The organism is Bacteroidota bacterium, from assembly GCA_034723125.1.
Lineage (GTDB): Bacteria > Bacteroidota > Bacteroidia > CAILMK01 > JAAYUY01 > JAYEOP01.
The window spans coordinates 1-12,096 of the sequence record JAYEOP010000288.1 but is presented as its reverse complement, the minus strand read 5'-3'; the positions used below and the strand labels follow the sequence as shown (position 1 = coordinate 12,096).

The window sequence follows — 12,096 nt, the reverse complement described above, 5'->3', positions numbered from 1 at the left end:
AAAAAAAAGGCGATCTTAAGACCGCCTTTTGTAATAATTATTTAATTTTTGATTATTTTGTACTTACGTAAAACTCAATAGTTTTTTCGCTTTCATTTCCAAGCTTATCTTTAGCTTTAATTTTTACAACATATTTCTTTTTAGTTTTTAGGAAATGTTTTACTTCTGACATATCAAGTGTGCGTGGTGATGAATATAATTTCCATGATCCACCATTGATAGAATGTTGAATTTTTTCTGTACCTACGTGAACATCAGTAGCTCCAACAAATAATCTTGTATAGTTAGGATAAACATTCAATCCGTCTTTTTTATCAATAGGCTCAATACTAAAATGCACATAAATTACAGGAGGTGTATTATCAACAAAACATTTGCTTGTTTTTGCATCTTCTACGTTATTAACTTTATCGGTAGAGAAGAATTTGATAGTTTTATCACCTTCTTCAGGAATTTTAAATGCAGCAGAATAAGTTTTGTTTCCTCCATCATTGACACTATACTCTGTTTTTGCAATACCTGCACCATAATCTCTTGGAGTTAAAGTAATAGGTGTAAGCTTATTTATAAATAATGTATCACGTGTAAAGAACTGTGGATTTCCATATCTTATACTTGTTGAAGGTTTTGTGTTATCCATACAAACAGTAACATATTTTTTATTTGCAAGATTTGTAACTTTATCAACTCCCCAATATGCAATAACATGTTTTCCATCTCTTGTAGGCACTTTAAATGGTGATGAATATGTATTTTTACCAGTACCGTCAATTGAATAAAATACTTTGTCAACGCCTGCTTTATTATCAGTTGCAGATAAATCTAAAGTTGTACGTGATGAAATATATTTACAATTTCCAAAAAACTGGTCACCAACTATTTTATAAGATACTACAGGAGGTATTTTGTCAAGATAGAATTTATAAACAATTTTATTCTCAACATTCTTTACATTATCAGTTGAAAAATATGTAAGTGTATGATTACCATCTGAAAGGCTATAAAGAGAAATTGGACGATAATAATTCAAATGACTTCTGTTATCAAAATAATAATTTGTTTTTCTCACACCTGAAAGTGCATCTGAAAATGATAAAGTAATTTTTGCTTTTGGTGAAATAATATCATCTAATTTTGGTTGACTTACAGAATGTTTTGATGTAGGAGAAGTAAGGTCAACAGTATATTTTCTTGTTGAAGGTTTTTCAGCATTTCCTACGTTATCAGCAGCATAGTATTTTAGAATATATTCCTTCTCTTTATCCATTGCTAAAGTAGATGAATACTCTGAATAAGAGGCAGCATCAATAGAAAAGTATGTTTTTTCAACACCGGAAACAGCATCTCTAGAAGGAAGATTAACAGTAAGACCTTTACCGTAATAAATAATTCCACCTTTCACATGTTTTGGAGCGGGGGAAAATACAGAGCGTGTTATTGGTGCTAAACCATCTCCATAAATTTCAAATTTTACTTCACGTTGAGGATAAACCATTTTCTTAGAACTTTGGTCAACAGCCCAATCATGACGAATATAATGAACTCCTTCATTATCAAGATACATCGGGTTTGTATATTTTTCTGAAATTTTACTTTTCAACAAAATTGTTTCTGCATTTTCATCCGCAGATGTTGCTAATCTTAAATAAATTGGCAAATACCTTTGGATATATAATTTCCCATCAGGTGCTATATAAGTGCGTGCTTTATGCTCTAATTGCTCTTGAGCATTTACATTAAAAAGTAAAATGAAGGAAAAACTCAATAAAAATACTACATATTTATTCATAACTTTCTTTTTTAAGGTTTAATCAATAAGAATAATTTTGTCTCAAATTTATAATTAATTTTTTAATTATGATAGTTTTAAAAAAAATAAATTGCTTTTTCTAAATAATATGGGATTAACTTTTGAAATTAACTAATTACGGGTTTAACAACTACTATCTGTTTATCAGTGCCTTAAGTTATATTTTTCTAAAATAAAACTAAAACAATTGTACTCTATTTTTTTTTGTTTCATAAAATAAAAATTCTTTAGCTTAAACATATTTATTAACAAAAATTAATTCATACATTTGCAGAGCTAAAAAAAATGATAATAAGAAATGAAAAGGACATATCAACCATCGAAAAGGAAAAGAAGAAATAAACACGGATTCAAAAAAAGAATGCAGAGTGTGGGTGGAAGAAACATATTGAAAAGAAGAAGAGCTAAAGGAAGAAAAAAAATGTCTGTTTCGAGCGAACGCAAACATAAACAATAGTTTAACATTTCTCTTGTAAGCAAAAATTATAAATGCTTGTCTTTAAGAATACTTTCAAAAAAGCTGAAAAACTTTGCAATAAAATTTTTATTGAGCAATTGTATTCTGATTCAAGTACAATAAAAATTTATAATTACCCTTTAATTTTAGCTTGGAAAGAAGTTGAATTAAAAACAGAATACCCTGCACAAATTCTTATCAGTGTAAAAAAAAAGTTTAGCAAAAGAGCTGTTGACAGAAACAGAATTAAACGTCAATTACGTGAAATTTATCGGTTGAATAAAGATGTAATTTATAAAAAGCTTTTTGCTACAAATAAAAAGATCGCTATTTCGTTGATTTATATAGGTAATGAGAAATTGCCTTATAGTAAAATAGAAAATAGTTTTGAAAAGATTCTTAGTAAATTTATTAAAGCCCTTTAATTTTGTTTTTAAATGGCTTTTTATTTTGATATTCAAGATTTATCAATACTTGATATCACCGCTATTACCTACATCCTGTCGTTATCAGCCAAGTTGTTCAAGCTATTCTGTTGAAGCTGTTAAAAAACACGGAGCTTTTTACGGTTTAATATTAGCCGTTGTACGAATTTTATCTTGTAATCCTTGGGGAGGCAGTGGCAAAGACCCTGTTCCAAAAGAGTTTCACTGGAAAGAAGTTCGCTTTAACAAGAAAAAATCTAAGATTGTAAATAATGATTAGCAATAAAATAATGATATTTGCAACTTAATTAATACTATATAAAATGAGATTTTTCAAAACATTAATCCTGATATCAATTTTCCTAAGTTTTAGTGCAATAACTTTTAGTCAGGAAAAAATAAACACACCATCATCAGAAAGTAGTAGTTCCATTTCCAATGCTACATCAAATCATTTTGAAATATCTAAAAACCTTGATATTTATGTTTCCCTTTTAAAGGAATTAAACACTTATTATGTCGATGGAATTGATCCTTCGGCACTTGTAAAAGCTTCTATCAAAGCAATGCTAAAATCCCTTGACCCTTACACAGTTTATTACTCAGAATCAGATGCTGAAGATTTTCGTTTTTTAACCACAGGCAGTTACGGTGGAATTGGCTCAATGATTAGCAACACCGGAGATTATGTTATTTTTTCTGAACCATACAAAGGATTTCCTGCATCCAAAGCAGGTATTTTGGCAGGAGACATAATTCTTGAAATTGACGGAAAAGATGCAAAAGGACTTAGCAATGACGAAATAAGTGAATTACTAAAAGGACAACCGGGAACAGAAGTAAATGTTTTAATAAAAAGACCCTTCCTTGAAAAAGAAATAATAAAAATTCTTACAAGAGAAAAAATAAAAATTGAGAATGTCCCCTATTCGGGAATGCTATCAAATAATGTAGGCTACATTTCATTAGCTGGTTTTAAAAGAGATGCAGGAGCAGATGTAAAAAATGCATTTAATAAACTGTTAAAAGAAAACAAGCAAATGTCAGGTTTGATTCTTGATTTGAGAGGAAACCCCGGAGGCTTACTTATTGAATCTGTAAGAATTGCAGCATTGTTTGTTGACAAAGGAGAGTTGATAGTAAGCACAAAAGGAAAAGTTGATGCATGGAACAAAACCTACAAAACACACAACGCACCCGTATCAAAAGACATTCCTCTTGTTGTTCTTATTAACGGGCGTTCTGCTTCTGCCAGCGAAATTGTTGCAGGCTCATTGCAAGACCTTGACAGAGCAATAATTATTGGAGAAAGAAGTTTCGGGAAAGGACTTGTACAAACCCAAAGATCATTAAGCTACAACACTCATCTTAAAGTTACTACAGCAAAATATTACATACCAAGCGGAAGGTGTATTCAAGAACTGGATTATTCGCATAAAGATGAAAAAGGTAAAGCTAAAAAAGTTCCCGATTCACTTGTAACAAAATATCAAACAAGAAACGGAAGAGCTGTAATTGATGCAAAAGGAATATCTCCGGACATTGAAGTTGAAAGTGAAAAATATCCCGAAATAATTAAAACACTAATTATAGAAAGAGTAATATTTGATTTTGCTACAAAATACAGGCATTCACATGATTCTATTGACTTACCTAAAAATTTCACATTGTCTGAAAAGGAGTATCAGGAATTTGTTGACTTTGCAAAAGACAAAGAAATAAAATATAAAACCTCCACAGAAAAATCTTTGAAGAAATTGAAAAAAAATGCAAAAAAGGAAAAGTACTTTGATTTAATATCTAATGAATATGAATTAATAATTGAAAAACTTGAAGAACATAAAAGTGATGAACTAAATCATTATAAAAATAGGATAAAAGCCCTTGTTGAAAACGAGATTGTAGGCAGATATTACTTCCAAGAAGGAAAAATTATTAACAGACTAGAAACAGATAAAAAAATTGCTGAAGCATTAAAACTATTTTCCGATCTTGACAAATACAACAGCATTCTTAATCCTGAAAAATAAAATTTAATAACTAAAATCCAAAATCCCCCAATAAGTTTGCAAACACATTTTTTTGATATTGTAATTCTTTTTTTTGCCGGTTGTACCGGTGGCATTCTTGCCGGATTACTTGGAATTGGAGGTGGTGTTGTTTATGTTTTCATCCTTTCAATATTTTTAAAAGATATTCAATCAGATGACATTGTAAAGTACTTAGTTTCCAATTCTGCTTTTGCAGTATTTTTTGCAGGAATTGCAGGCAGTATTAAACAGTACAAAAACAACAATTTCTATTTAAAAGAAGTTTTATTTACAGCCATTCCGGGAATCATTTCCTCTTTATTTTTATCATACTTGATAATAAATTTTGACTGGTATTCAAAAGAAAAATTTGCTATTTTTTTTGTTTTAACATTAATTATCTTAGCTCTAAGAATGTTCAATTTTAATAAAAAAGAAAAGATTGAAAAAGAGCAACTCCCTTTAAGCAAATTCTCCATAAGTGGATTCGTTGCAGGCATTTTCCTCGCTATGAGCGGACTTGGCGGAGGCGTAGCTATGGTGCCTCTACTATCCGGAATCATGAAATTAAAAATAAAAAAAGTAACATCAATTTCTCTCGGAGCAATGCCGTTTTTTGCTTTAAGCGTAAGCTTATTTTATGCTTTCGCAAATACAAATCCCCAAAATGCTACTGTGGATTCAATAGGATTTATCGTGCCATCAGTAATTCTTCCTATTATAGCAGGAGTAATAATTTCTTCTCCAATTGGAGTAATGCTTTCAAAAAAAATTGCAGACAGATATATTAAGCTTATTTTTGCAATAGTTCTACTTATCGTTATCGTAAGATTGTTAATTTTTAATCAATAATGACAAAACTTTTACACATAGAAACATCAACGGATATTTGCTCAATTGCCTTATCAATTAACGATAAAATTGTTGAAAACAAAAGTGTGAATGATAGGAATGTACACTCCGAAAAATTAACAATTTTTATCAAAGAAATTCTTACGAATGCCAATGTTCCTTTTAATCAACTTGATGCAATTGCTGTAAGCAAAGGTCCCGGCTCTTTTACAGGTTTAAGAATAGGCATAGCTGTAGCAAAAGGAATTTGTTATGGACTTGACATCCCACTGATTTCCGTTAACACTTTACATTCATTTTATTACGGACTAAAGGATTCAGAAAAAGCAAAAGACAATTTGTTTTGTTCTTTAGCTGATGCCAGAAATAATGAGGTTTACTATTCTGTATTTGATAATGAACTCAACGAATTAATAGAAACAAAAGTAGGGGTTTTAGAAAGTAGTACTTTAGAAAAATTTTATTCAAAATCAAAACTTATTTTTATTGGTAATGACATTGATAAATGGGTTGAGATTTTTGAAAATGAAAAAAATGTTGTTTTTAAAAAGAATATTTTTGCTGATGCAAAAAATATTTTTCCAATTGCGTTAAAAAAATATATAAATAAAACATTTGAGGATTTAAATACATTTGAACCTTTTTACCTAAAAGATTTTAAAGTTAAGAAAAGTTTGAAGCTCAAGAAATTTTTAAACAAATAAATTCTAAAATATTATGTCTAAATATTCATTAACATTAGAAAATTTCAAAGATTATCAAAAAGAAAATTTGTTAATTCTGGATACACGAAAGAATGAAGATTTTGCTTTAGGATTTATACCAAAATCGATAAACATTGAACTCAAACGAGGTTTCAAAGCAATCTCTAAACATTTTCTTCTTAAAGATCAAGCATTATTAATAATTGCTTCAAAAGGACAAGAAGAAAAAGCAATAATTGACTTACGAAATTTTGGATTTACAAATATTAAAGGTTACCTAAAAGGTGGATTTGAAAGTTGGAGAAAAAATAAATTACAAATTGATATAGTTATTTCAATAAATCCTGAAGAGCTATATTTAGAAAAAAAACACGGAAAATTATTTTTAATTGACATAAGACCAAAGAATATTTATGAAAAAAGCCAAATTGAAGGCTCACAAAATATTGATACAAAATTTTTAATTAATAATTATCAAAATATTGAAGATGAGGTTACTAATTGTATTTATTGTCATAACGGTAGTTTGTCTTTAGCACTCATATCATATCTCAAAAGAGCAGGCAAACATAATATTTATCATGTATCAAATGGATTTAATGGAATACTAAAAAACAAAAAATTATCAGAAATGATTAGCTCTAATAAATAATAAGAAACCATCCTTTAGTGCATTGAAGTATTAAAGGGGGGGGCTATAGATACATTCGCCTGCCTATGTCGGCAGACAGGCATTAAGATTTTCAGAGTTTTTTATAGACAATGAAAAAAATTGATACAAATCGGGATAATGTAAAAAGTTTTGAAGAAGTATATGATTCCGAAATTTCGGAATGAAAACCCTTTCGCTTAGGCAGTAGCTTTAGCGGTTGCGAAACAAGGAATAAAGAATTTTGAAGTAAAAAGATGACGCTGAGCAATTTTTGTGGTCAGCAAATTTCATTATTCATAATTGCTTGCGAAATATTTGATTGAATTTATTCTTCAGATGTTTTAAATCCTATTTGCTTTCTGTTTTTTTGTTCTAATTCTTGTTTCTTACTTTCTTCAAATTGCTTTATGTATTCAAAAATTAACATGATATTATCATCGTGCATTGATATTTTTCGTTCTATTTCATCAAGCTTTATAAATAAATCTTTATGTGCAAGCATCATTTCATACATTTTATTAAATACTCGCATAATCTGAAGATTTATCATAATAGCTTTTTTACTTTTTAAAACCGTTGATAATTGAGGAATACCAATATTTGTAAAGCAAAAAGGAGCATAACGTAAACCTTTCATGTCAGACTTGGAGGTCACAAACTGTGACCTCCAAAGTTCTAATTCATCTTTTGTCATTTCAAACATAAAATCTTCAGGAAAGCGTTCAATATTCCTGCGAACAGCTTGTTTTAATACTTTCGTATCAACTTCGTATAATTCGGATAAGTCTCTATCTAACATTACTTTTTGACCTCTAATAAGATAGATTTTACTCATTATTATTTCTTCCGGAATTGTTATTTCTGTTCTCATATTTTCCATTATTTTAATTCAACAAAACTAATCATTAAAATTGGAGGTTGCAAATTGCAACCTCCAATTTATTGTAATGGATGATGTTTATTAATTGCATTTTTCAACTCTTCTAATCCTGTTTGTATTCTACAAAGAAAAAATAATCAATGAAGGAATTGTTTATTCGGCTATTTAGTTATTCGTTTATCTAAAAGCGTTTGTAATTTTTTTGATGGAGTTTTTAAATTTTAATTGTGTAGTATTTATTAATAATGAATATTGACCACGTTCGCTGTAGCTTTAGCGGTTGCGAAACAAGGAATAAAGAATTTTGAAGTAAAAAGATGACGCTGAGCAATTTTTGTGGTCAACAAATTTCATTATTCATAATTCCTTGTTCAATATTCGTTATTTGTCTATTCATAAATAAGGTTGACACTATATTCAATATTTCGGAATAAATTATGGCTTATTAAAAAAGTGAAAATCGGTATTAAAAGTTAGGTTCATACCTTGATGTTTTGTAAAAATCTTCAATGTATTGTACAGTATCATCCACGCTATCCGCTATTTTAAAAATATCAAAGTCTTCTTTTGAAATATTTGTTTCCTCCTCAAGCATAGTGGTTTTCATCCAGTCAATTAAACCTTTCCAATAATGGTTGCCAAATAATACTACAGGAAAATAATTTATCTTGTTTGTTTGAATTAATGTTATCGCTTCAAAAAATTCATCCAATGTACCAAATCCACCGGGCATTACAACAAAACCCTGAGCATACTTTACAAACATCACTTTGCGAACAAAAAAATAATCAAAATTAATTAGTTTATCTCTATCAATAAAATCATTCCAATCTTGCTCATGAGGTAAATTTATATTCAAACCAACAGAGCTTCCTTTTCCAAGTTTAGCTCCTTTGTTTGCAGCTTCCATAATTCCGGGACCTCCACCTGTAATAATTCCATATCCTCTTTGGGTAAGTTTTTCTGCTATTTCAACAGCATATTTATAATATTTATTATCAGGCTTTGTTCTAGCAGAACCATAAATTGAAACACAAGGTCCTATTTTATTTAGTTTTTCATAACCTTGACTAAATTCACCCATTATTCGAAATAATGACCATGATGAATCAGCTTTTACTTCCGACCATGTTTTTTCTTTATATCCGTTTGTTGTTTTCATTTCTTATTTTTTTACTATTCCACATTTTTTTATCAACTTTGGTATTTCATCTTCATCCAATCCTATTTCTTTTGCAACTTTAGCATAATCCCAATCATACAAATTCAATTTCTTTTCAAGAAAAATCATTTCTGCCTGTTGCTTAAATTCATCTAAGCTTTTAAATTGAGTAACATCTAATCTTTTAGAAACATCTAATTTTGGAATTGGCTGAGCATAGTGTATCACATCATCTCCTGTTATTTCTTTTTTACACATTATTGCCATCCTTTCAATAGCATTATGCAATTCCCTTACATTTCCTGTCCAATGAATTTCTTTCAGTTTTCCAAATGCATCTTTTGTTAATTTTTTATCAACCATCCCATGTTCCTGAGATATTTCATTTAAAAACCTTTTTGATAATAATTCAATATCCTCATCTCTCTCATTAAGCGATGGCACACGAATAACAATCACACTTAAACGATGATAAAGGTCTTCCCTAAAATTGCCTTTTTCAATTTCTTTTAAAAGGTCTTTATTTGTTGCAGCAATTACTCTTGGTTCAACGTTGATAGCTTTTTCACCACCAACTCTGGTAATTACTTTTTCCTGCAATGCCCTCAGCACTTTTGATTGTGCAGAAAGACTCATGTCTCCAATTTCATCAAGAAATAATGTTCCATCCGTAGCAAGTTCAAATTTTCCAATTCTCTTTTTATGAGCAGAAGTAAAAGAACCTTTTTCGTGTCCGAATAATTCACTTTCAATAAGCTCTGTAGGAATAGCTGCACAATTAACCTCAACAAAACTCTTATCCGACCTATTACCTTTTTCGTGAATCCACCTTGCAACCAACTCTTTACCCGTACCGTTTCCTCCTGTAATTAAAACTCTTGCTCCTGTACCTGCAACTTTATCAATAGTATCTTTTATTTTTGATATAGCCTCCGATTCGCCAATCATATCCCTTGTCTTGCTAATTTTTCTTTTTAAAACTTTGGTTTCTTTAACAAGTTCGGTTTTGTCAATTGCATTTCGTATTTGTAAAAGAAGCTGATTTAAATCAGGTGGTTTTGAGATAAAAGCATAAGCACCTTTTTTTGTTGCTTCAACAGCAATCTCAATATTCCCATGACCGGAAATCATAATAAAAGTTACCTCAGGATTAAATTCCATTGATTTTTCAAGAACTTCAATCCCATCCATTTTTGGCATTTTTATATCACAAAGTACAAGGTCATACTTTTTCTTTTTTATCATCTCAAGAGCTATTTCCCCATCTGAAGCTTCATCGGTTTTGTATCCTTCATCTTCAAGAATGTCTTTTAAACTCTCTCTTATATCATTCTCGTCATCAACTATTAGTATCTCAGCTTTATTTTTATTCATTTTTATATTAATTCAATCTTTTTATGTTCCAATATTTTAAAAGTAAAAATCCAAATATCATTCCTCCCACATGAGCAAAATGTGCAATATTTCCACTACCCATATTAGAAACTCCAAACCATAATTCAGCTAAGCCATAAAAAATTACAAAATATTTTGCCTTAATAGGAATAGCGAAATATAAATAAAGCAGACTATTTGGAAACATCATTCCAAAAGCAAGCAAAATCCCAAATACTGCCCCTGAAGCACCAATAACAACAGGTTGATTTAAAAAACTCATTTTTATTCTTTCTACAAATTCAATATTTAACTCATCAACTGAAACAGGATGATTTAAAATCGGATTTATCAAAGCTACCAAATTTCTTTGGGTTTCTTCAACATAAGGATTTGCAATATAATTGTTAAATGCTTCAATTAAAGCTCTGTTTTCAAGATAAAAAATTCCGTAATGCAAAAGTGCAGCACCAAAACCTGTTATCAAATAATAAATTAAAAATCGCTTAGCTCCCCAAATATTTTCAATAGCATTACCAAACATCCATAATGCAAACATATTAAAGAAAATATGAGAAAAACCACCATGCATAAACATATAGGTTATAAGCTGATATGGTTTAAATTTTTCTGATCCAAAATAATGAAGTCCCAAAATATCAGCGAGGTCATAGTCATATTTTCCTAATGCAATTGTTGCAAGAAAAAATATTCCATTTATTATTAATAAATTTTTTACTACCGGAGGCAAAATTCTAAAACCTTGTGGTCTAATCTGACTCATAATTATTCTTATTTTAAAAGCCTGCAAAAGTACAAAGAAATCTTGAAACGAAATTTTGAGGAAAATTTGCGTATTTGAGTTGTTAAACCGAACAAAATTTATTTCAAAAAAAACATCATAAATAGCTGGAATTAAAGGCTTATACTAAACCAAAAACCTCAATTGTGTCATTATATATTCTAATTGATTCTTAAGCCGATTAATAAAAGATTCTTTATATACTATCTTCATATTATCAGATTTCCTTATCCAATCTTTTATCCAATTCTTCCTGAGAATAAAAAACAGCCTCTCCTGATTTAATTTCCTCTATTTCCTTTTGTAAGTATTTCTGAGTAGCAATAAAACCAGAATCATCTGAGACTATCTCAACTTCTTCTTTATTGAACTTGCTAAGTAGCCAAAGTAATTTATCATATACACTGTCATGTACTGTCATGTATTTTTATCTTAAAAAAAAATTTGTATTTCAAAAAATTTTTGTATTTTTGGTACTCAAATATTCACACTAAAATTATTTAATTATGAAAAAGAATTGTTTTTTTATAACAGTATTGATGCTGTTATTGTTTGTATTTAATGCAAATGCACAAAATTTAGTAGGGATTGAACTCCCCGGTAGTAAAAATGATGTTTATGGAAATCAGTTTCATTCAAAAAATGAAAGCCACGAAAATCATTTTACAGGTAGATTAAAAAATCGAGTTCCTATCTCAGATATGGAAAGGATGCTTAATTCTACCAAAACGCTTTCTTACAATTGGGATACAATAATAACCTACAATGAGAACGATAAACTATATGAAAGGTATTCTCGTATATACACAAGCCAAGGGCAAGTTGAAATTGAATTAACCGAGGATTGGAACAGCTCTACAAATGCTTGGGAGAATGTCAGGCGTTATACTTATACTTACGATGCTAACGGAAATAGGCTAACAGAGTTATATGAAATATGGAACAGCT

14 protein-coding genes are annotated in these 12,096 nt (G+C 29.5%); 8 read left to right on the top strand and 6 right to left on the bottom strand.

The window, feature by feature from the left end:
- Positions 1 to 52 precede the first annotated feature (52 nt).
- Positions 53 to 1,789 carry a hypothetical protein gene (locus U9R42_07935; protein ID MEA3495949.1) on the bottom strand — a complete coding sequence of 579 codons (1,737 nt, stop codon included), beginning with the start codon at positions 1,787 to 1,789 and terminating at the stop codon, positions 53 to 55.
- A gap of 319 nt (positions 1,790 to 2,108) precedes the next feature.
- Here U9R42_07935 and rpmH point away from each other — a divergent pair, with 319 nt between their 5' ends.
- From rpmH to U9R42_07900, 7 genes are read left to right on the top strand one after another with little or no spacing between them, the layout of a single operon-like run.
- Positions 2,109 to 2,267 (top strand): 50S ribosomal protein L34, encoded by a 159-nt coding sequence (gene rpmH, locus U9R42_07930; GenBank protein ID MEA3495948.1) that lies wholly within the window; start codon positions 2,109 to 2,111, stop codon positions 2,265 to 2,267.
- Between the two features lie 32 nt (positions 2,268 to 2,299).
- A complete protein-coding gene (locus tag U9R42_07925; protein ID MEA3495947.1) occupies positions 2,300 to 2,692 on the top strand; it encodes a ribonuclease P protein component in 393 nt (130 codons plus the stop codon).
- A gap of 22 nt (positions 2,693 to 2,714) precedes the next feature.
- Complete coding sequence (gene yidD / locus U9R42_07920) at positions 2,715 to 2,972, top strand: membrane protein insertion efficiency factor YidD (GenBank protein ID MEA3495946.1); 258 nt, start codon at positions 2,715 to 2,717, stop codon at positions 2,970 to 2,972.
- 43 nt (positions 2,973 to 3,015) lie between these two features.
- Positions 3,016 to 4,722, top strand: a complete 1,707-nt coding sequence (locus tag U9R42_07915; protein ID MEA3495945.1) for a S41 family peptidase — start codon at positions 3,016 to 3,018, stop codon at positions 4,720 to 4,722.
- A gap of 36 nt (positions 4,723 to 4,758) precedes the next feature.
- Complete coding sequence (locus U9R42_07910; GenBank protein MEA3495944.1) at positions 4,759 to 5,574, top strand: sulfite exporter TauE/SafE family protein; 816 nt, start codon at positions 4,759 to 4,761, stop codon at positions 5,572 to 5,574.
- Positions 5,574 to 6,278 (top strand): tRNA (adenosine(37)-N6)-threonylcarbamoyltransferase complex dimerization subunit type 1 TsaB, encoded by a 705-nt coding sequence (gene tsaB, locus U9R42_07905; GenBank protein MEA3495943.1) that lies wholly within the window; start codon positions 5,574 to 5,576, stop codon positions 6,276 to 6,278. The genes U9R42_07910 and tsaB overlap by 1 nt, the downstream gene beginning before the upstream one ends.
- Before the next feature lie 13 nt (positions 6,279 to 6,291).
- Positions 6,292 to 6,930: a rhodanese-like domain-containing protein gene (locus U9R42_07900; GenBank protein ID MEA3495942.1), complete on the top strand. Its 639-nt coding sequence runs from the start codon at positions 6,292 to 6,294 to the stop codon at positions 6,928 to 6,930.
- 325 nt (positions 6,931 to 7,255) lie between these two features.
- Here U9R42_07900 and U9R42_07895 read toward each other — a convergent pair whose 3' ends face one another.
- The 5 genes from U9R42_07895 to U9R42_07875 all read right to left on the bottom strand — a co-directional run bounded on the left by U9R42_07895 (position 7,256) and on the right by U9R42_07875 (position 11,569).
- Positions 7,256 to 7,801, bottom strand: coding sequence for an ORF6N domain-containing protein (locus U9R42_07895; protein MEA3495941.1), 546 nt, complete (start codon positions 7,799 to 7,801; stop codon positions 7,256 to 7,258).
- Between the two features lie 475 nt (positions 7,802 to 8,276).
- On the bottom strand, positions 8,277 to 8,972 hold the full coding sequence (locus tag U9R42_07890; GenBank protein MEA3495940.1) for a TIGR00730 family Rossman fold protein: 696 nt from the start codon (positions 8,970 to 8,972) through the stop codon (positions 8,277 to 8,279).
- A gap of 3 nt (positions 8,973 to 8,975) precedes the next feature.
- Positions 8,976 to 10,346 (bottom strand): sigma-54 dependent transcriptional regulator, encoded by a 1,371-nt coding sequence (locus tag U9R42_07885; GenBank protein ID MEA3495939.1) that lies wholly within the window; start codon positions 10,344 to 10,346, stop codon positions 8,976 to 8,978.
- 7 nt (positions 10,347 to 10,353) lie between these two features.
- Positions 10,354 to 11,130, bottom strand: a complete 777-nt coding sequence (locus U9R42_07880; GenBank protein ID MEA3495938.1) for a rhomboid family intramembrane serine protease — start codon at positions 11,128 to 11,130, stop codon at positions 10,354 to 10,356.
- A 235-nt stretch (positions 11,131 to 11,365) separates the two neighbouring features.
- Entirely contained in the window at positions 11,366 to 11,569 is a 204-nt protein-coding gene (locus U9R42_07875) for a tRNA pseudouridine synthase A (protein ID MEA3495937.1), read from the bottom strand.
- An 85-nt stretch (positions 11,570 to 11,654) separates the two neighbouring features.
- On the opposite strand from U9R42_07875, the gene U9R42_07870 reads away from it, so the two are divergent.
- On the top strand, positions 11,655 to 12,096 hold a 442-nt coding region (locus U9R42_07870), incomplete at its 3' end, for a hypothetical protein (protein MEA3495936.1).

Bases quoted from the DNA above. Each gene is read 5' to 3' on its own strand.
- U9R42_07935 (MEA3495949.1), bottom strand. From the start codon at position 1,789: ATGAATAAATATGTAGTATTTTTATTGAGTTTTTCCTTCATTTTACTT.
- rpmH (MEA3495948.1), top strand. From the start codon at position 2,109: ATGAAAAGGACATATCAACCATCGAAAAGGAAAAGAAGAAATAAACAC.
- U9R42_07925 (MEA3495947.1), top strand. From the start codon at position 2,300: ATGCTTGTCTTTAAGAATACTTTCAAAAAAGCTGAAAAACTTTGCAAT.
- U9R42_07915 (MEA3495945.1), top strand. From the start codon at position 3,016: ATGAGATTTTTCAAAACATTAATCCTGATATCAATTTTCCTAAGTTTT.
- tsaB (MEA3495943.1), top strand. From the start codon at position 5,574: ATGACAAAACTTTTACACATAGAAACATCAACGGATATTTGCTCAATT.
- U9R42_07900 (MEA3495942.1), top strand. From the start codon at position 6,292: ATGTCTAAATATTCATTAACATTAGAAAATTTCAAAGATTATCAAAAA.
- U9R42_07895 (MEA3495941.1), bottom strand. From the start codon at position 7,801: ATGAGAACAGAAATAACAATTCCGGAAGAAATAATAATGAGTAAAATC.
- U9R42_07890 (MEA3495940.1), bottom strand. From the start codon at position 8,972: ATGAAAACAACAAACGGATATAAAGAAAAAACATGGTCGGAAGTAAAA.
- U9R42_07885 (MEA3495939.1), bottom strand. From the start codon at position 10,346: ATGAATAAAAATAAAGCTGAGATACTAATAGTTGATGACGAGAATGAT.
- U9R42_07880 (MEA3495938.1), bottom strand. From the start codon at position 11,130: ATGAGTCAGATTAGACCACAAGGTTTTAGAATTTTGCCTCCGGTAGTA.
- U9R42_07875 (MEA3495937.1), bottom strand. From the start codon at position 11,569: ATGACAGTACATGACAGTGTATATGATAAATTACTTTGGCTACTTAGC.